The organism is Photobacterium indicum, assembly GCF_003026215.1.
GTDB lineage: Bacteria > Pseudomonadota > Gammaproteobacteria > Enterobacterales > Vibrionaceae > Photobacterium > Photobacterium indicum.
In genome coordinates, this window is record NZ_PYOC01000003.1 from 298,438 (window position 1) to 317,095 (window position 18,658).

18 protein-coding genes are annotated in these 18,658 nt (G+C 39.5%); 7 read left to right on the forward strand and 11 right to left on the reverse strand.

All coding sequences use genetic code 11. The annotated features are described in order from the left end of the window. Positions 1–11: 11 nt before the first annotated feature. Positions 12–1,415, forward strand: a complete 1,404-nt coding sequence (locus tag C9J47_RS11670) for a salicylate synthase (protein WP_107253689.1) — start codon at positions 12–14, stop codon at positions 1,413–1,415. Then, positions 1,412–3,055: a (2,3-dihydroxybenzoyl)adenylate synthase gene (locus tag C9J47_RS11675; RefSeq protein ID WP_107253690.1), complete on the forward strand. Its 1,644-nt coding sequence runs from the start codon at positions 1,412–1,414 to the stop codon at positions 3,053–3,055. The genes C9J47_RS11670 and C9J47_RS11675 overlap by 4 nt, the downstream gene beginning before the upstream one ends. Before the next feature lie 76 nt (positions 3,056–3,131). Here the strand turns inward: C9J47_RS11675 and C9J47_RS11680 are convergent, their stop codons facing one another. From C9J47_RS11680 to C9J47_RS11700, 5 genes are all read right to left on the reverse strand, one after another. Next, positions 3,132–4,820, reverse strand: coding sequence for an ABC transporter ATP-binding protein (locus tag C9J47_RS11680; protein WP_107253691.1), 1,689 nt, complete (start codon positions 4,818–4,820; stop codon positions 3,132–3,134). Next, positions 4,813–6,465: an ATP-binding cassette domain-containing protein gene (locus C9J47_RS11685; RefSeq protein WP_107253692.1), complete on the reverse strand. Its 1,653-nt coding sequence runs from the start codon at positions 6,463–6,465 to the stop codon at positions 4,813–4,815. Before C9J47_RS11685 ends, C9J47_RS11680 begins: the two co-directional genes overlap by 8 nt. Before the next feature lie 173 nt (positions 6,466–6,638). Continuing rightward, the gene (locus C9J47_RS11690; RefSeq protein ID WP_107253693.1) at positions 6,639–8,165 is read right to left on the reverse strand and encodes a YfcC family protein; all 1,527 of its coding nucleotides are present in this window, start codon (positions 8,163–8,165) and stop codon (positions 6,639–6,641) included. Positions 8,166–8,420: 255 nt separating this feature from the next. Next, positions 8,421–8,759, reverse strand: a complete 339-nt coding sequence (locus C9J47_RS11695) for a hypothetical protein (protein ID WP_107253694.1) — start codon at positions 8,757–8,759, stop codon at positions 8,421–8,423. Positions 8,760–8,842: 83 nt separating this feature from the next. After that, positions 8,843–9,586, reverse strand: a complete 744-nt coding sequence (locus tag C9J47_RS11700; protein WP_107253695.1) for a metallophosphoesterase family protein — start codon at positions 9,584–9,586, stop codon at positions 8,843–8,845. A gap of 354 nt (positions 9,587–9,940) precedes the next feature. Between C9J47_RS11700 and C9J47_RS11705 the strand changes: the two genes are divergently transcribed. Both C9J47_RS11705 and C9J47_RS11710 read left to right on the forward strand, forming a co-directional pair. Next, positions 9,941–11,521, forward strand: coding sequence for an ABC-F family ATPase (locus tag C9J47_RS11705; RefSeq protein ID WP_107253696.1), 1,581 nt, complete (start codon positions 9,941–9,943; stop codon positions 11,519–11,521). Positions 11,522–11,686: 165 nt separating this feature from the next. After that, a complete protein-coding gene (locus tag C9J47_RS11710; RefSeq protein ID WP_107253697.1) occupies positions 11,687–12,358 on the forward strand; it encodes a glutathione S-transferase in 672 nt (223 codons plus the stop codon). Between the two features lie 30 nt (positions 12,359–12,388). Here the strand turns inward: C9J47_RS11710 and C9J47_RS11715 are convergent, their stop codons facing one another. The 3 genes from C9J47_RS11715 to C9J47_RS11725 are packed head-to-tail and all read right to left on the reverse strand — an operon-like array spanning position 12,389 to position 14,112. After that, complete coding sequence (locus C9J47_RS11715; protein WP_107253698.1) at positions 12,389–13,162, reverse strand: phosphotransferase; 774 nt, start codon at positions 13,160–13,162, stop codon at positions 12,389–12,391. A gap of 43 nt (positions 13,163–13,205) precedes the next feature. Next, on the reverse strand, positions 13,206–13,625 hold the full coding sequence (locus tag C9J47_RS11720) for a GNAT family N-acetyltransferase (RefSeq protein ID WP_107253699.1): 420 nt from the start codon (positions 13,623–13,625) through the stop codon (positions 13,206–13,208). A 43-nt stretch (positions 13,626–13,668) separates the two neighbouring features. After that, positions 13,669–14,112 carry a CopD family protein gene (locus C9J47_RS11725; RefSeq protein ID WP_107253700.1) on the reverse strand — a complete coding sequence of 148 codons (444 nt, stop codon included), beginning with the start codon at positions 14,110–14,112 and terminating at the stop codon, positions 13,669–13,671. Between the two features lie 376 nt (positions 14,113–14,488). On the opposite strand from C9J47_RS11725, the gene C9J47_RS27340 reads away from it, so the two are divergent. Then, positions 14,489–14,770, forward strand: coding sequence for a hypothetical protein (locus C9J47_RS27340; RefSeq protein WP_107253701.1), 282 nt, complete (start codon positions 14,489–14,491; stop codon positions 14,768–14,770). 85 nt (positions 14,771–14,855) lie between these two features. Continuing rightward, a complete protein-coding gene (locus C9J47_RS11735) occupies positions 14,856–15,731 on the forward strand; it encodes a DMT family transporter (protein WP_107253702.1) in 876 nt (291 codons plus the stop codon). Between the two features lie 120 nt (positions 15,732–15,851). On the opposite strand, the gene C9J47_RS11740 is transcribed toward C9J47_RS11735, so the two are convergent. Further along, positions 15,852–16,337 (reverse strand): group I truncated hemoglobin, encoded by a 486-nt coding sequence (locus C9J47_RS11740; RefSeq protein WP_107253703.1) that lies wholly within the window; start codon positions 16,335–16,337, stop codon positions 15,852–15,854. 133 nt (positions 16,338–16,470) lie between these two features. Continuing rightward, positions 16,471–17,643 carry an acyltransferase family protein gene (locus C9J47_RS11745; RefSeq protein WP_107253704.1) on the reverse strand — a complete coding sequence of 391 codons (1,173 nt, stop codon included), beginning with the start codon at positions 17,641–17,643 and terminating at the stop codon, positions 16,471–16,473. A gap of 348 nt (positions 17,644–17,991) precedes the next feature. Here C9J47_RS11745 and C9J47_RS11750 point away from each other — a divergent pair, with 348 nt between their 5' ends. After that, positions 17,992–18,174 carry a hypothetical protein gene (locus tag C9J47_RS11750; protein ID WP_107253705.1) on the forward strand — a complete coding sequence of 61 codons (183 nt, stop codon included), beginning with the start codon at positions 17,992–17,994 and terminating at the stop codon, positions 18,172–18,174. Between the two features lie 44 nt (positions 18,175–18,218). On the opposite strand, the gene C9J47_RS11755 is transcribed toward C9J47_RS11750, so the two are convergent. After that, positions 18,219–18,494 (reverse strand): nitrogenase-stabilizing/protective protein NifW, encoded by a 276-nt coding sequence (locus C9J47_RS11755; RefSeq protein WP_107253706.1) that lies wholly within the window; start codon positions 18,492–18,494, stop codon positions 18,219–18,221. Positions 18,495–18,658 lie beyond the last annotated feature (164 nt).

Sequence of the window (18,658 nt, forward strand, 5' to 3'; positions counted from 1 at the left end):
CGGAGAACACCATGGCTAATAAAAACATGCAAACCTATAAAACTCTGTCATTTGAGCATCAGTGCCAACCTATTTTACTAGCGACTGAAATCACGAGTGCCGATTTCTGCGCAGACTATATCGTTTACGAACACAATCAGGAATGGGCAATCGGCATCAATAAGCATTCACAACTCACGGTAAACCAAGTGGGTGATATCGTTGACTTCGCAGGCGTCAGACAAAGCGTTAATCATAATAATATTTGCCAAGCGATTCATCAGGCAACCAAAAAAATACAAATCAAAGACTGGAGACTATTTGGACGTGTAGACTTCGAGTTCTGCCATTTTGCTCACAACTTAAAGCAAAAAGAGACCGAAAGATCTCTACTAGAACTTTTTGTACCAGAAACAGATATACGAATCAGCAAAACACATATTACCATTCGTACAATGGATGAGGCCGTTATACCTCAAATTCAACGAATTGCAGCTGACTGTAATAACTATAAAGCTCAACCGACTAAATCACATAAAAGCATGACACAAAAAGATATTGTGCAATGTGAAGAAGTAAAAAAATACTACCAAGACGTAGTCCAACATGCAGTAAATGAAATCAAAGCCGACAAATACAAAAAAGTAATTCTGTCACGCCCCGCTATTCTGCCTTCATCTATAGATATTAAAAACAGCTTCATAGCAGGAAGAAAACATAATACACCTGCTCGTTCTTTCATGCTCCAGATGGGAGGATTTGAGGCATTTGGATTTTCTCCAGAAACGGTTCTAGAAGTAGATACTTACGGAAATTTGAGTACCCAACCACTGGCTGGAACACGTGCACTGCCATCGGACCTTACAGAAGCCAAGCGTTTAAAAAACGAACTTCTTACCGATCCAAAAGAGATCGCTGAGCATGCAGCATCGGTCAAACTTGCCGTCGAAGAATTGGAGCAAGTGTGTGCAAGTGAAACCGTCAATATCGCTGAGTTCATGCATATTTCTGAAAGAGGCAGTGTGCAGCACCTTGCCTCTCGTGTAACGGGAACTCTAACTGAAAATAAATCAGCATGGGATGCATTTAAGGTTCTCTTCCCAGCCATCACAGCGTCTGGTATCCCTAAACGTGAAGCCATTGATGCTATTGCCCGATTCGAACCTCTTCCGCGAGGTTTATATAGTGGAAGTATTCTTGTTTCCGATCAAAACGGATATTTCGACGCGGCACTTATATTACGAGCAGCATATAAACATAAATCACTCTCTATACTTCAAGCCGGAGCAGGTATCATTAGCTTATCTACCCCTCAAAGAGAATGGGAAGAGACCTGTGAAAAGATGGCTTGTGTTCTCAATCACTTAGTTTTTTCACAAGAAAATACACCGCAACTGGTTCCATCAAGCGAAACTGCCTGTGAGGAAGAATCATGAACCCGTTACAGGTTGCTAAAAATTCGAATAAAGATCTGCTTCAAGGTTTCACCCACTACTCAGCAGAACAACAGAACCGTTACGATGAAATATGGGATAACGTGCCACTTTGGAGCGTTCTAACAGACAACGTAAAATTGAGTGGCGATCAAATTGCCATCAAAGATGATGTACGCGAATTTACATTCAAACAACTACTAGCAGAAGCAGATCGAATAGCCGCTCGATTGCTACAAGATAAATTGATTCAGGGAGACAGAGTAGTTCTTCAAATGTCGAATACCTGTGATTTTGCTATCAGCTTTTTCTCGGTTCAAAGAGCAGGACTAGTGCCGATAATGGCTTTACCTGCGCATGGAATCGCTGAAATTCGTCACTTTATCGATATATCACAGGCAAAAGGTTATATCTGCGATGGAGGCAAGGACTCTATCTGTATAGCAGAGTATTTAGAACAGCATTCAAACTCTATTACTCATATTTATACGGCGGTTCCACATACAAAGTACCGTTCACTAACTGGTATTGGAAACACACCATTTACGCCACCAAAGATCGATCCCGACACCCCCGCTATTTTCTTGGTTTCGGGAGGCACCACTGGGCTGCCAAAGCTTATCCCACGCACACACAATGATTATCTTTTTAACATCAAAAGTTGTGTTCAGGCTAGCAATATTAGCGCAAAAGATACCTACCTTGCCGTGTTACCAGCCGCTCACAACTTTACCCTTGGTTGCCCCGGAATCCTTGGTGCGCTTTCGCTTGGTGGAAAGGTGGTCTTTTCAAATGAGGCTGGGCCAGATTATTGCTTTGAGCTTATTGAACAAAACGGCATCACTGCCACGGCTTTGGTTCCTGCGCTAGCCCAAATCTGGACAGAAGCGGCCGAGTGGGAAGAAGCAAACATCTCGAGTCTGCGCTTAATTCAAGTTGGAGGTTCAAAGTTATCCTACAGTGATGCAATAGATATCCAACATGTATTTCCAAACGCACTACAGCAAGTGTTTGGTATGGCTGAGGGCTTGATAGCTTGTACCCGTATAGGTGATGACCCAGAGACAATTGCTGCAAAGCAAGGGTGTCCAATAAGTCAGTGGGACGAAATTCGTATTGTCGATAGTGAAGGTAATCAAGTTGCCAACGGCGAAGAGGGAGAGCTCCTGACTCGTGGGCCTTACACACTGCGGGGCTATTATCGTGCTCCAGAGCACAACCTACGTTCCTTTACAGACGACGGTTTCTATCGCAGTGGAGACAAAGTCAGAATAGATGAAAATCAATACATTTCTGTCACAGGCAGAATAAAAGATATTGTGAATAGATCTGGCGAATGTATTGCTACTGATGAAATAGAAGAGCATTTATTGAGCCATCCTGAAATCGCTCAGGTGGCTGTTGTCCCTGTACCTGATAAACACTTGGGAGAGCGGATAGGTGTCGCTTTAATCTGTAAGGATGAATCACTAACGTTGCAGGATCTTCGCCGTTTTTTACAGACCAAACAATTAGCTTCGTTCAAAATGCCTGATGAGTTGAATATTGTCTATTCGCTTCCCAAAACGGCAGTGGGTAAAATAGATAAGAAAAAAGTTCCAGGCCCAGATGGTAAGCCATGGATGTTCCATGAGTTAAACTAGTATTTTAATGAGGAATATGCTGGTTCGCAATGAACCAGCATAGAAATATAGATCGGCCTAACAGAGCTAAGAACGTTTAAGCCACTTGGCCTGCCTGCCACAACTGACGATAATCAGGTTGCGTTGCAACCAACTCATCATGCTCACCAGAATCAATTATTTGCCCTTTTTCCATCACGTAGATTCTATCAGCACCTTTGATAGTTTCTAGCCGGTGAGCCACTGAAATTACTGTTTTCCCCTTTGATAGCTTCTTGATCGAACTTAATACCTGTGCTTGAGTATTGGAGTCCAACGCCGATGTAATCTCATCCAAAAGAAGTACCGGAGCGTCGTGTAATAATGCTCTCGCTATTGAAAGCCTTTGTCGTTCTCCACCTGACAGTTGGTTACCATTTTCACCAATTAGCGTATCGAACCCTTCAGGTAGTCTTGTTACCAAGTCGGTCAAGCCTGCTGACTCAATCACTTCAAAGAGAATGTCATCATCTGCACTTGGCTTCGCTAATAATAAGTTGTCTCGTAAACTACCACCAAGCAGCTGCACATCTTGAGTAACATAAGAGACATGACGATACCAGAGTCTGGTACCGACCTCTTCAATCGTTTTATTGCCTAATGATATAGATCCCGAATTAGGAATATGGAAAGCAGCAATTAAGTCGAGCAACGTTGATTTACCAGCCCCACTCTTGCCAACTAAAGCTATATGTTCGCCTTCAGCAACTTTTAAGTTTATCCCCTTGAGTACAGGTGTACCCTCTAGAGTAAGATCGACATCAGATAAGCAAACGTCAAATGAGTGAGGCCCAACACCTTCTTCTTTCTGTTGTGGTAACTGAGAAAGAAGTTGTAAGCGGCTAGCGGCTTTAAGCATATATCTAAGCAATGCAGCATATACTGTCATTCGAGCCAATGGACGAATACAAGCGATGGTTGCTGCCGTAACAACTAAAAACTGAGGAAGGGAAAGCGTTCCTTGATCAATAAACCACACAGACAGAGCAATATTTAGCACCAATACAAACTCAAAGACTAAAGTCGCCATAAGCACCCCCGTGCCACCAGCCCATTCAAGCCCTAACCCCTCATGTCTCTGCTGTTCAATCTTGTCGCACAATGGTTTTGCCAATTTGTTACTTTGCGCAAATCCACGCAGCATAGGTAGGCAATCGATGTACTCAAGAAGTTGGTTGGCACTGTCTATATTCGCGTGGTGATAGTGTTCTGCTTTTTGACTAAATGTATTCTCAGACATCACTAAAACACCCAAAGCCAACAGAAACATCCCCAGCATAGCCAATGCAATCAGAGGCTGGACCCACAAAAGAATTATCACCATAGCAATAGGTATGACCCAAGCAGCAACGAACTCAACAATCATATGGCTAAATATGTCTTCAAATTGCTTCAGATCTGTTGTGATGAGTTTCATCTTTTCACCGAGCCCCTTACCTTTAAGGGTAGCAAGTGGCTGGCGACGAATATCAGTTAAAAGTTGACTGCGTAGGTGGTGAGTTATTTCATAGGCTCCCAAAAAACTCTTTCTGGCGCTTCTCCCCAAAACAAACTGAACGACAATGACAGCCAAAGCCACAAGTGCCATATAGGCGAATGGCAGTACGTTTAATGACAATATGAAGGAGAACAACATTAGCCATATTATTAATGGAATAGACTCTGTTGCTATTTTTCCAACTAAGCCAAACCAGAACTGACCTGTTTTTGCTCCGCTATGATTAATTAACTGTTTAACGTTATACAAGGGACACCTCATGAATAGAACCAGAGCGGACATTAAAATGCACATCAACGTGTTTAACTTGTTGATAACGATGGCTGATAATCAATTGGATTTGATTAGGAGAATATTCTCGCAGTGCGGCCAAGGCTTTTTGTTCGTTCAATTGGTCTAGATGTGCTGTTGCTTCATCCAAAATAAGGATAGGCGTTTGAGCTAATGCAGCCCTGATAATAGCGAGACGTTGCATCTCTCCACCACTAAACAGTCGACTCGTTTCTCCAATATCACTACTCAGTTTACTAGGTAAATCGCTGACCAATTGCTTTAAGCCAAAGGCATCTAACAAGTGCCAGATCTCTTCATCTTTAACATCACGTTTAGATAATAGGAGGTTTTCTTTCAATGTTCCGGTGAAGAAATTTACGTGTTGGTCGACTGCTGCAATATACCGACTCCGACTTTCATCATCGAAATCATGAACAAAGTCGTCGTTAATTTTCCATCCACCAGCATCAGAACTGAGCGCTCCAGATAAAGTAGATAAAAGCGTGCTTTTACCTGAACCCGACTCACCTTCAATTAGTACTCTTTGTCCCGGTGTAATATTGAGGTTTACATTCTCGAAGACAGTGTAGTTGCCACGACTAACAGCCATATTTTCGCAAGAAAGAACTTGTAGAGGCTTCTCATACATCACACTGATGCCATCATTGGATGAACAAAGCGGTAATATTCTATCGATAGAAACGGTCGATTGCTGAATCTGAGAAAATACTTGAGTCAAATCCAACCACGGCTTAAGAAGCCCAGCGCTGATACAGACAACCATCACTAGGTCTACAAGAGAAAGCTGTCCTAACTCAACGAGTAGTATTGCTACAGGTACAACCAAAGTCAGTGAAATTTGAGCCAATGTAACAAAGGTAACCCAAGCTCCCACCATTTGTTTGGTATAGGTCGTGACGATTTTATCATGTGAACGCATCGTTCTGCTTAACTCCAAATAAGAGTTAGCATCAACGGCAAATAATTTCATTACCCCAATACTACGCAGAAATTCCAATTGAGCCTGATGCATGTTTGAAACAATTTTGGTGTATTTTTCCTGCCGTTCAGCAAAGCCTCGCATCATCAGAAACTGGGCCGAGAGGGCTAAAGGAAGAGGTACCAACGCGATAATTGCTAACCGCCAATCTATATAAAAAAGGAACGAAGTCATAAGAACAGGCATAAGCAAACCATTAATGATATCAGTTCCATGGTGTGCAATAAGTGGTTCTAAGCTCTGACAATCGTCCGTAACACGCTTTTCAATATCACCTCTTTTAAGACCACGTAGCTTATCAATTTTCATATGAGCCAAAGCCATCACCAAATGCTGACGGACCTTTTGAATAATGTGATAAGCCGCTAAATGAGCGTACCAAATAGCCAGAGTATAAAGTGCATAACGCACTATTAAGGCTATAGCCATCGTAACTAAATACATATAAGGGGAACTCCCCTCATAGATTGCATTGAGAGAAAAATATAAACATAGCCAAGGGATAATTTCCACAAAACTACAAAGTACGGCACTACAAATAGATACCCATACCCTGCGCTTCTCGCTAGACAGCATTACTTTGAAAGCAGCCAAGCGATTCATATCTTTTGTAAGTAACATGCAGACTCCTAATGAAAATAGTAATCATTCTTACTACATTCGGAGTAGTTAACTAACAGAATCGGAAATTAATTTAACACTATAGGGAATTAATGTGGCTTCGTAACAATATTAAACAAGCCACTCATTGAGCGGCTTGCTTATGTCGGTTAATTAAGAATGCATTAAACAAACTAAAGCATCATGACTTGCGCAACCAAAAGAATAGAGCCAAATACAAGTAAGAAGCCAACGATAGGAAGTACGAATTTAACCCACTTGTTAAATGGAATATCGAGCATCTGCAGGGTAACTAAAACTAATCCTGTAGGTGCTAAAAATAGCATTGAGTATTGTCCCCAATTATAGGCTGATACCACAATATCACGAGGTATCATCACGGTATCTGCGAGTGGTGCCATAATTGGCATAGCTAAAACAGCAAGGCCAGATGAAGATGGAACGACTAATCCAAGGAAGAAAAAGACAATCATTTGAGAAACAGCAAATACACTACCATGCATGCCAGATACAAGATCAGATGCATAGGCTAATATTGTGTCTGAAACCATTCCTTGCTCAAGAACAATATTTACACCACGCGCCATTCCAATGATTAATGATACTGCGACTAACTCAGACGCTCCTTTGGTAAAGGCTTCAACAGCTTCTTTTTCTTTTAGCCCTGAAATGAAGATTATTATTATAGCGATAGTTAAGAAAGATGCCGCCATCTGAGGAAACCACCACCCCCCCATGGAAACGCCCCAGATCATTAATGGGAATGCGATTGCAAATAAAGCGAGAATCACTTTACGACGCGTAGTGAAAGGCACATTACCTGAGAGGTCGTCACTTTTTAAAAAACGCGCTTTAAATGATTCTCGATCTTCATAGGTATAAGAAAATGAAGGATCAGCTTTAATTTTTTTACAGTACCAATACAAATAGCCAATAACCACAGTAGTTCCAACGACTAATCCAAAGGCCCTAACACCCAAACCTTCAGTAAAGGATATGCCTGCCGCATTAGATGCAATAACAACAGAGAATGGGTTGATGGTTGAAAAAGCAGTACCAATAGATGCAGCAAGGAATATTGCTCCCACGCAAACAATAGAGTCAAATCCAAGAGCTAGAAAAATAGGAACAAGAATTGGGTAAAACGCGACAGCTTCTTCTTCCAAACCACAAGTGGTTCCACCTAATGCCATAACGATACAAACTAAAGCAACAAATAGGAATTCTCGTCCTTTCGTTTTTTCCGATAAACTGATTAAACCAGCATCAAATGCCCCTGTTTTATTTATTACTCCAATCATGCCACCCAATATCAAAATAAAAACAATAATGTCTGCACCTTCAATTGTGCCTTCAACTATTGAAACAGCAACATCCAACAACCCTTTTGGTGATTGTTCAACTTGTTGATAAGTATCTGGTATTGCTATTGGCTTTCGTATTACACCGTTAACAAATTGTTCAATGTCGATGTTGATATTAAGCTTTTTTAACTCATCTTGAGTTGCTGCAACTGTTGTTACATTCCCTAATGGGCTAGCTATCTGTAACGTATTATCATTTTCGCTATACGCTAATTTTGAATATGATCCAGCAGGAACAATCCATGTAAGACCAATGGCAACTAACATAATTACAAACAAGATTGTGAATGCGGTTGGGAATTGAAATGTTCTCTTTGACTCTTTAATAATATCCATTTTATAACCACTACGTTATTTACATATAAGAAAACTACCTACTTAATAGCCACAAAGTATTATGTAACCAAATGTAAAAACGCTATATCTATCACAAAAGAACAAATGAAACAGGTTGGGTATTAAAAAACGGAAAGACACACATTTGAACAACGTGAAAACAGTGACGGTTCCTATGAAGCGTTTAGTGTGTGCCTCTTACAGGGCGAAATTAATAGCATTATGATCAGCACTGGAGCGTTAAATACTAATTATCTAAACACTTACGTGTTGCTTATTGATTTTGAGCCAAAACGATTCTTGGCAATGGTTTATAAATGTCTTTCTTTTTGGATGCACCATCGTACTCCCTAACTCTGAAATCACTTCGTACGAAATCCAGCACTCTGGGCACATTTGTTCATTGGCTTCAAAAAGCTCAGACTCAATACAATGTTTTATTATCACGCCATTTGAAAAGGTAAATAACGACTCTGTACAATCAACCTCGATACCTTGATCTTTATAGAATGTATCAACCGACTCATGGCTAACGAGTTTTAATTTGGTAGTTTCACCTTTTGTGGCGGTAATGTAAGTGTAAAGATCGTTCATACTGTGTATCTCTTTTTGACAAATACTAGACGTTAAATAGGTACATAATACGACTTAGTCGCCATTTAAACTATCGACAAATGCTAACGGTTAATCGGCATTATGGACTCTTGTACATCAAACGTTTCTCCAACTCTTTCAATGTCATAAGACATAATTCCAATATCTTCATTCCTTTCATAACAAGGGTTAGCGTGGTCAAAGCCATAGCACGTAGCTGGACAAACAACTTGGCTTATCCCCTCTTTTATCGGCACCTTAAAGAATGAGTGTGCATGCCCACTAATAACGGAAAGAGTATGATGACGTATCGCTCTTACTACTGCCGCTTTGTTTTCAATTCCTATTTGAGTGAACCACTCTGTACCAACATCAACCACGGGGTGATGAACAACAACGATTGAGGGTGTTTTACGTGACCATTTCTTCAGCAAACTAAGATCTTTGTTTGAAACTCGACCCGACCCAAGCGGCATATTGGCTAAAGGTTTTTGACTTGAATCGACAAAAATAAGCCGACAACCATTTGCCAGTTTTACCGTTTTCTTAACCATAATACGACTGCCATTAAATACAGCTTTCATCATTTGAAAATCATCGTGATTACCAGCAATAGCATATATTTCACTGTTCGAGACATGAGTCTCTATGATTTCTCTGAAATGCTCATAAGCATCGACTGAAGGGTTACAAACCAAGTCCCCCGTTAGCAATAAAATAGCACCATCGCCATTGCCTTCAATATGCTGTAATGCACGGACTAGATTGGTGCTAGCCTCTGTATTACCAATTTGAAGGTGACAATCACTTACTTGGTATATTCTCATTTCACTCAATCATCAGTATTATTTTATATTAAGGGAATATATATGATAAAAAAACCCAACAAACATTAACAGTAAACCAATGATTAAAAAGAAGATAGTAGATTTACTTTTATCTAATTACCGTAAATAACAATGTCATAAAGCCTCAAAATCACCATCTATTACAAATAAAGTCTTCTACTGTATATATTACTTGCCTCTTATCACTCGACATCTTCAAGGTAAACTCTGTATAATCCGTGACCCTAATCACACTAATATGCACCTTACTTTCGCAGTACTTATCCTGAGCTCGTTTATTCATAAACAGTAAGTCAGATAATTAACCTGTTAGTAAACAGCTAGGACACTCTTTTGATCTCGACCGCAAATATCACAATGCAATTTGGCCCTGAGCCTTTGTTTGAAAACATTTCTGCCAAATTTGGTAACGGCAACCGCTACGGTTTAATCGGCGCTAACGGTTGTGGTAAATCCACATTTATGAAAATTCTCAGCGGTGAATTAGCACCAACATCTGGCAATGTATCAATTTCTCCAGGTCAGAAAGTTGGCACACTAAGCCAAGATCAGTTTGCGTTCGAAGAATACAGTGTTATCGACACCGTGATTATGGGTGACGCTAAGCTTTGGGCAATAAAGCAAGAACGTGAGCGCATTTATTCGCTGCCAGAAATGAGCGAAGAAGATGGTATGAAAGTGGGTGAGCTTGAAAGTGAATTCGCAGAGATGGACGGCTACAGTGCTGAAAGTCGTGCGGGTGACATTTTGCTAGAAGCAGGTATTGAAGAAGAATTCCACTTCGGTTCAATGCAACAAGTTGCTCCTGGCCGGAAATTGCGTGTGCTACTTGCACAATCATTATTCTCTAACCCTGATATTTTGTTACTGGATGAACCAACCAACAACTTGGATATCCACACTATTAACTGGTTGGCTGGTGAACTTAACAAGCGTAAGTGCACCATGATCATCATCTCGCACGACAGACACTTCTTAAACACTGTTTGTACGCATATGGCAGATATTGATTACGGCGAACTACGCATCTACCCTGGTAACTATGAATATTTCATGGAAGCTGCAGCACTAATACAAGAGCAATTACTTGCGGGTAATGCTAAGAAAAGTGCTGAAATGGAAGAGCTACAAGACTTCGTTAACCGCTTTGGTGCTAATGCATCTAAAGCGAAACAAGCTAGTTCTCGCGCGAAGAAATTAGACAAAATCAAACTTGATGACGTTAAATCATCAAGCCGTATGACACCATCGCTAAAATTCCAAGATGGTAAAAAAATGCATCGCCAAGCATTAATCCTTGAAGATGTTGGTCACGGTTTTGATGGCGAAATGTTATTTGAAGGTGGCAATCTTATTCTTGAAGCTGGTGCTAAACTCGCAGTTATCGGTGAAAATGGCGTAGGTAAATCGACATTTTTACGCTGTTTAGTGAATGAGCTACAACAAAACGAAGGTGTGATTAAGTGGTCTGAAAATGCCTCTGTTGGTTACTGCCCACAAGATAGCTCTGCATATTTCGACAACGATCTTAACCTATTTGATTGGATTTCTCAGTACCGTACCGAGAAGCACAATGATCTTATGATTCGCGGTATGTTAGGTCGTCTTCTGTTTACTGAAGATGACGCAAACAAAAAAGCACGCAGTTGTTCTGGTGGTGAAAAGAACCGTTTGTTATTTGGTATGCTAATGCTGATGGACATTAACGTGTTAGTCATGGATGAGCCAACTAACCACATGGATATGGAAGCGATTGAAGCATTAAACAACGCATTAAAAGTGTACCAAGGTACGCTTATTTTCGTTAGCCACGACCGTGAATTCGTCTCATCACTGGCTACACGCATTATCGACATTAAAGATAATAAAATGATTAACTTCCAAGGTACGTTCAACGAGTACCTATCAAATTAAAGCATAATCAAACACAAAAAAGTCGCATAGTGTAATAAAAGAAATAAAGCTGATCGCATAGTAACTCGCCAGAGTTCAATATGAGGTTGGCTTTTTTTTTGTTTATTTTTAACAAGAAATAGCGATACTATCGCTCATATAATTTATACATATCTAGGCAATAACATGACGCTTCCAATACTGTATTCATTACGACGATGCCCTTATGCGATGCGAGCAAGAATAGGAATACTATTGGCAAAGCAGCCTGTTATGTTACGTGATATTGTGATGAAGAATATTCCTGCCGAAATGATTGCAGTATCACCTAAAGCAACAGTCCCGGTTTTAGTGCTTGCCGATTCGACCGTCATTGATGAAAGTCTTGATATAATGCTTTGGGCATTACAGCAAAGTGATCCGAGTGATCTACTTGTTAAAGAAAGTACCGATGCTCTACCTACCATGCTTAACCTTATTCACCGCAACGACAATGAGTTTGTCGAGTCGTTAGAAAAATATAAAGTCGCAGCGCGTTATCATGATATTGCAGAGGTGTTTTATCGCAACCAATGCGAGATGTTCATTACCGTTCTTGAAGAACGCTTAACGACCGATGAATTCTTGATGGGTGATAAACCGTGTTTAGCTGACTACGCACTTTTACCTTTTGTGCGCCAGTTTTCCCGCGTTGATCGAAAGTGGTATCTACACTCCCCCTATACAAACATTCAACGCTGGCTGAATATACATTATCAAAACCCACTATTTTCTAAAGCAATGAAAAAATACCCTCAATGGCTAGATAACCATGAGTCTATTTTAATTGGTGTCGACGAAACGAAGAAAGATACATGAGAACTAACAAACTTTAACCTCTTCTTTCTGCTAGAACATACAGCATGTGATGTATGCTTTATTACGCTGTAAATATTCAATATCTGCAATATACGCTAAATGATGATCATCTTTAAGGTTAGCAATAAACGCCTCATTACCTCTTGCTGCTTCATCACGCATATAATCTACCAACGCTTGTATTCTAGCGATCATCGTATCGACTAAATGCTCACGGCTTTCATTTGATAGACCATAAGAATCACAAAATTGCTTTGCACGTATCGATTGTTCTGCAACATCACCTAATGAATCATAGGTATTCGTTTTAAAAGGTGCCCAACAATAAACAGCATAAGCGACATCCCAAACCCTTGGTGCAGGATGTGCAGTGTCAAAATCAAATATACCAACAACACGACAACCATTTAATGCCACATTATATGGCGCATAATCGCCATGACAGATAACCTCTTGAGGCTCTCTTTTGGGTAAAAGCCACTTCAAATCACTGCATTGTTCACATTGAACAAAAGATACAGTGGCATCGTGGTACTGACGCAACAACGCAGCTGCTGAACATAGTGCTTCCGTCGTCGCAATAGCACCAACTAGCGGGTAGTTATAAACATCGCCTACGATATAAGAGAGAATTTCATTGCCCTTGTTATCAAAACCAAATGCTTCTGGTGCTGAATAAAACTGCTCTGCTTTAAGGTGTGTAAATAAATGATGAATCGATTGAGACCAAAAACCACAAGGTCGATAAACCCTATCAGCTGAACGTTTAATTTTCCCTTCTCTACCGCCTTCAAGCTCTTCCATGGTGTACCCTATTAATGTCAATTTTCGGCCAACTAAACCTTTATCAACGATTGGTCATTACGTAGTAATCACAATAATCATCAGACCCTTGAGACGCAATAACAAAACCTTTTGATGCATAGAATTTTAGCGCCATGTCATTTTTGCTCATGCATTTCAACGTTAGCGGTTTGTCGCTTAAATTTTTGGCGGTTTCTAACAGTTGTGTACCCACACCGATTCTGCTGGCACGCTCTGACACATAAAGGTGATGGATGAAATTGTCAGGCTCCCACACAGAGATAAACCCTAAAACATCATCCCCCTCGAGTGCTACGTGAATACGTTCTTCTTCTGTATCTTGATCAAAATCTAATAACTGGTATGTACTGGTCTCCAGCCAGGTAAAAGTAGATTTTCTTGATTCAAGATAGATGCTTCGCAAAGCATTTCGATATTGTTCAGAAAATGTTTTAATTTCCATATAGATCCTTCAACATTTAATACTACTCTGAATAGATAAATGCTTACATTAACCACCCTGTTCGAAACGATACACCGACTAATACAAACAAGATTGAGAGTATAGTCACGGGAATAATATGCAGCGCCATATCAACAAGGTTTTCTTCTGATAATTTAGGGATCACTCGAAATCTCGCATCTAGTGCAAACATTACAGTTAGCGCAAGTAAACTTAATTTTGCGACAATTCCATGAGCTAACGGATTAGAGAAATCAAACCACAACGACACATCAGGCACTAAGTGATACGCGAGAATTAGCCCACTAATTACCTGAATAATAAGCGCAGGCATTCCTATTTTTTCATATGCCTCTTCAAATTTAAGTAACTCTTGAGGCGACCGATTTTTTAAAACGCTCGGTAAAATAACGCAGGATAAAACGATATGTCCGCCAGTCCAAACAGTGGCAGACAAGATATGAATCGCCAATAGAAAACCATACATTGTTGATACTTCCTTTTATGTGCTAACAGCCTTTATTCAACGATCTTTATCCTGCATCTATTCACAGCACCGTATCTGAATACACTACTGAGATACACACAATAACAATCGACTTAAAACTCATGCTGATGTTTGTAGCAATAAACATGTATAATTAATATATCATTTGATTGAGATGTATGACATCTAAAATTTGTAGTACCAATCAGGATAAGTAAATGGTCATGAATTTGCGCAAATGGATGCTGTAAGGATAAAAATTGACGAATGTAACGCTAGGTAAAATTGAATATTCAATTACCACTTTTGCAGAGTTGCCACCACTGTAACTCACTTTATAATACTCACTTCAACTTTTAGAGAAGTCACCGTTAGTATGAGTAAGAAACCCGACAGAATTACCGCTATGCAACAAATCATTGATGCCGTCAAAAAGGAGTTTCCATTATATGACTCCGAGACTTTTGTGTGTGGTGTAGATAATAGCTGTATCGGATGCCCTAAAAAGCTCATGGAACTGGTAGATACCGATCTCACCTACTGGCAACACGCTATAGACCGAGGCATATCCCCTAGTTTTGATGAGCTATATAGCTTTGGAAAACTCTGCAAAAATGTGCGACGTGGTTTAGTACGCAATAATAGAATCAAGGCTTAGTCGTTCTTTCTTAATAGACCATATCATTATTAACAACAACAATTTATGATTTACCTTCATAACTTTCAAATAACAAGAGATGAAGATGAGTTGGATTGTTTTAACCTGTTTTGCCGCTTTTTGTCAGGCATGGCGAAATGCTTTTCAGAGTAAATTGAGCAAACAGTTAAATGTTGTCGGTGTTACCCTCTCCCGCTTTCTTTTGGCTAGTCCATTGGCTTTGTTATATCTATGTAGCCTTTATCAATGGCAACCTACAGACCTACCCAGCTTTTCTGCTGATTCTTGGTTTTTCATTATTAGTGCAGCTGTCATGCAAATTGTAGCAACAGCATTGATGGTTGTTCTATTTAAGCAAAAAAACTTTGCAGTCGGGGCTGGCTTAGCAAAATGTGAAGCTCCTGTCGCCGCCTTTCTCGGCGTTTTATTTTTTGGCACAACACTAACTTATTGGGGTTGGCTTGGTGTTGCTGTTGGCGCTATTGCCGTTTTAATTTTAAGCTCGCCAGATAAGATTAGAAATATATCCCTCAAAACCGTCGCCATTGGGCTTGCATGCAGTACTGCATTCGCTCTTACATCACTATGGATTAGAGAAGCAAGTCTGAGCTTATCCTTACCTTTCCCTCATAGCGCGGCATGGATTTTATTCTTAGTTATCTTTATTCAAACACTAATACTGACTAGTTACTTATGCATACGAGATAGAGAAACACTCAGGCAGATGTTCAAACAAAGAAAACTCGTAACAATGACTAGTATTGCCAGTTTCTTCGGTTCATTAGGCTGGTTCAGTGCTATGTCATTACAAACTGTTCCTTACGTGAAAACATTAGGTCAGATTGAAATTTTCTTTATGATGGTTATCTCTGCCTTTTGGCTAAAAGAACAAACCCGTCGAAAAGACATATTTGCATTATTGCTTGTTGCGGTTGCTGCTACTTTGGTGATATTTCAATAGGAATATAATTACTAGAAAAGTGGATAAGTAAATAGTCAGATAATTACACAGGGAAAATTGATACAAACAAGGCAGCAGACAATGAAACAGCCCTACTGCCTTTGCTTGTTAGCGGGAATTTTACTGACTATTTACAACAACAATATCAGCTTTGGTCGAACCAATAAGTTCAAGTAACTCTTGAGACTCCTTTGCCGGAACCTTATGCTTTGCGAGTACTTCCTTAAAAAGAACAACCATGCGATCCCACTCAGGTTCAGTGATATTCAAACTCGCATGCGCTTCTTTCATGCCTTTCCCTTGATACTCGCAAGGGCCACCAGTCGCACTACACACCATAGACGTTACACGATATTTCAAATATGCAGCTGGCACATGTGCCCTTGTGGCTTGAACCGCAGGATTTTTATTAAGAAAAGTATCAGGCACTACGATGTCTATAAAGTCACTGACGACTACAGATATCGGCGCTAGCCCTCCCAAGCGGCTATATAGTGAAGATGGATCTGATTTAGTATTGCTTTCGGCAGAAACTGAACCAACTACCAAAAACGATGTTAAAACAAAAATAAGCACTGCTTTTAGGTTATGCACACTCTTAATCATAACGATTTCCTCTATGACCGGATTCATAACGGGTCAAGAAAGATCATAGTTCACGTTATGGTTTATTTCAGCGCTGTCATAACAATGAGTAGGAAAAGTGGACGTTATAAGCAAAATCAACGCTGAATTATGCTTATTGATTTGCTAACGCCTTAGATGGTTTTACAAATTTAGTTCTTAATTTTTTCATTAAAGGGCGTTCAATAAAATTAAAGCTCAGCGTTGAAACGATAATAGTTACCATAATGTAAATTAATACTCCTAATAACCCTATCGACCAATCTGTTTGTGTAAACCAAACTTTCAACAAATCTGGCATCAATACATTAATAAGTTCAATACCTGGTAACAGTAATACCACATGCCACAAATACAGTGAGTATGATATATCACCCAAAAAACGAGTTACTCGATTATCAAAAAAGATGAAAACTAATGTATTACGGCTTTCTTGTTGTGATGATATAAATACCAGTAACACGAACATCATAATATTTAAGTGTGCTGCAACTTGTATGTGCATTAATAAAAAACTTGAAACAAGCACAACGAGAAGCACTAGATCGTTATTTATTATACGCTTGAAATTCAATGGAACAATAAGGTTACATAACCAACCTCCTAATACAAAACCACATAATGCCCGCATAAAAGACGATATACCATGAGTGATATCCAACGACCCATACGTTTGATTCAGACTAAAAAGTATTAACCACACTAATGCTGGAATCCAAAGCGTTATACGAGTTCGCATCGAAAGTATTGGCACCATGAAAGGAAATACCATATAACTTAACCATTCAACACTCAATGACCAAGAAGCAATGTTCCATGTTAAAGAACTGCTCGTTATTGCATGAAACATGAAAATATTTGATAGCAATGAATCAAATGTATTAAATGGCCCTTCAAATGCAGGTATACCCGTTAAACCCCAACTACCGAGTAATGGACCACCATAAAATCCAATATTCTGGCTATATTTGATACTTTCCCACAAAAAAAGCACTAATAAAGTAATAATAAAGAGAGGATAAATACGACTAAATCGCAACCACATAAACTGCTTCCATTGTGATGCATCAACCCCTTGAATAAAGGTTTTTTTGTACACATGCATCATCACAAAGCCACTCAACAAGAAAAACAGATCAACCCAAAGGTAGCTATTTTCTAAAAACAGCGTGTATTCACTAAGAGGTTCTTTCCATTGCGGAAAAAAAATGAGGCGAGCATGAAAAATAGCGACACATAACGCCGCTATTCCACGCAAAGGTGTAAGTAATGGGATTTGAACTTTCATAAGGTCCTTCTATTAAAAACAATCGACACTCTGCCAATACAGATGACTCATCAATTTAATAAGAGTACCGCTTCAACGTAATTCCGTATTAATTTAAAGATAACAAATGCGAGTCATATCAATATACCCAAGTTAATATATTAAATAATAAATATTCAGAGGTGATTACTTTTATATATAACAGTTACAATACGTGGCACCACATTGAATCAATCAAGCGCAAAAAAGCTAATATTCCGGGTAACGCTATAGGGGTAAATTTCGAAATAATTGACCTAGATCATTTTTATAACAAGCCTGTAACGTTATGTTGATAATTAGTTAGCGATTGATTTGAGAGGTATTCGTATGAAATTAATACAAGACACTAGATGTTACACCGATGTTTGTGTGAATGGGAAATGGTTTCACCACGATCACTGTACTACTACTGCCTACATGCTTAAAGGTGGAGCTTCTTGTAATATTGAACTCGCTAAAATGCCAACAACAGAAAGCGAGCTAGTCGATCTATTAACTGAAATCTTATAGTGACTATAGTGCTGCAGATTGCGGCCTAGTTTCACCATCAATATTTAACGACGCTGACACGACGTACACCCTCGACAAGCTGAACGGGAGTGAGGCTCTAGACGGCTTCGCTGTACTTTGCAATAAGCACTTTTAAGTGCGCGACGGGCTGAAAACCAATCATCTGGCTTTTCAAGTAACAAATACCCATTAAAGCGTTTCACTAACACTGTACGGTATTCATCAATAAAGCGGCTATCAAAGCCTATATCAAAATACTCCAACGCTTGCTCTATTGAAGTAAAACTAGCGATAATTTGTTTAATATCAGTCTGAGTCATAATTTAAAATCATGGGAATATTACCGCCAGTTTAGAAGAGCGGGGATATTCAATCATTGATATAAGACGTATTTCGTTCGATTTTTTTATACTGTTATCGAAAGCTACCTTATCAATTGCAACACAGCTGAATAGGTAGATCTATCATTTAGCTTATTGTCACA

Excerpts from the sequence above, each read along its gene's own strand:
- C9J47_RS11670 (WP_107253689.1), top strand. The coding sequence starts at position 12 with ATGGCTAATAAAAACATGCAAACCTATAAAACTCTGTCATTTGAGCAT.
- C9J47_RS11675 (WP_107253690.1), top strand. The coding sequence starts at position 1,412 with ATGAACCCGTTACAGGTTGCTAAAAATTCGAATAAAGATCTGCTTCAA.
- C9J47_RS11685 (WP_107253692.1), bottom strand. The coding sequence starts at position 6,465 with ATGTTACTTACAAAAGATATGAATCGCTTGGCTGCTTTCAAAGTAATG.
- C9J47_RS11690 (WP_107253693.1), bottom strand. The coding sequence starts at position 8,165 with ATGGATATTATTAAAGAGTCAAAGAGAACATTTCAATTCCCAACCGCA.
- C9J47_RS11695 (WP_107253694.1), bottom strand. The coding sequence starts at position 8,759 with ATGAACGATCTTTACACTTACATTACCGCCACAAAAGGTGAAACTACC.
- C9J47_RS11700 (WP_107253695.1), bottom strand. The coding sequence starts at position 9,586 with ATGAGAATATACCAAGTAAGTGATTGTCACCTTCAAATTGGTAATACA.
- C9J47_RS11710 (WP_107253697.1), top strand. The coding sequence starts at position 11,687 with ATGACGCTTCCAATACTGTATTCATTACGACGATGCCCTTATGCGATG.
- C9J47_RS11715 (WP_107253698.1), bottom strand. The coding sequence starts at position 13,162 with ATGGAAGAGCTTGAAGGCGGTAGAGAAGGGAAAATTAAACGTTCAGCT.
- C9J47_RS11720 (WP_107253699.1), bottom strand. The coding sequence starts at position 13,625 with ATGGAAATTAAAACATTTTCTGAACAATATCGAAATGCTTTGCGAAGC.
- C9J47_RS11725 (WP_107253700.1), bottom strand. The coding sequence starts at position 14,112 with ATGTATGGTTTTCTATTGGCGATTCATATCTTGTCTGCCACTGTTTGG.
- C9J47_RS27340 (WP_107253701.1), top strand. The coding sequence starts at position 14,489 with ATGAGTAAGAAACCCGACAGAATTACCGCTATGCAACAAATCATTGAT.
- C9J47_RS11735 (WP_107253702.1), top strand. The coding sequence starts at position 14,856 with ATGAGTTGGATTGTTTTAACCTGTTTTGCCGCTTTTTGTCAGGCATGG.
- C9J47_RS11740 (WP_107253703.1), bottom strand. The coding sequence starts at position 16,337 with ATGATTAAGAGTGTGCATAACCTAAAAGCAGTGCTTATTTTTGTTTTA.
- C9J47_RS11745 (WP_107253704.1), bottom strand. The coding sequence starts at position 17,643 with ATGAAAGTTCAAATCCCATTACTTACACCTTTGCGTGGAATAGCGGCG.
- C9J47_RS11750 (WP_107253705.1), top strand. The coding sequence starts at position 17,992 with ATGAAATTAATACAAGACACTAGATGTTACACCGATGTTTGTGTGAAT.
- C9J47_RS11755 (WP_107253706.1), bottom strand. The coding sequence starts at position 18,494 with ATGACTCAGACTGATATTAAACAAATTATCGCTAGTTTTACTTCAATA.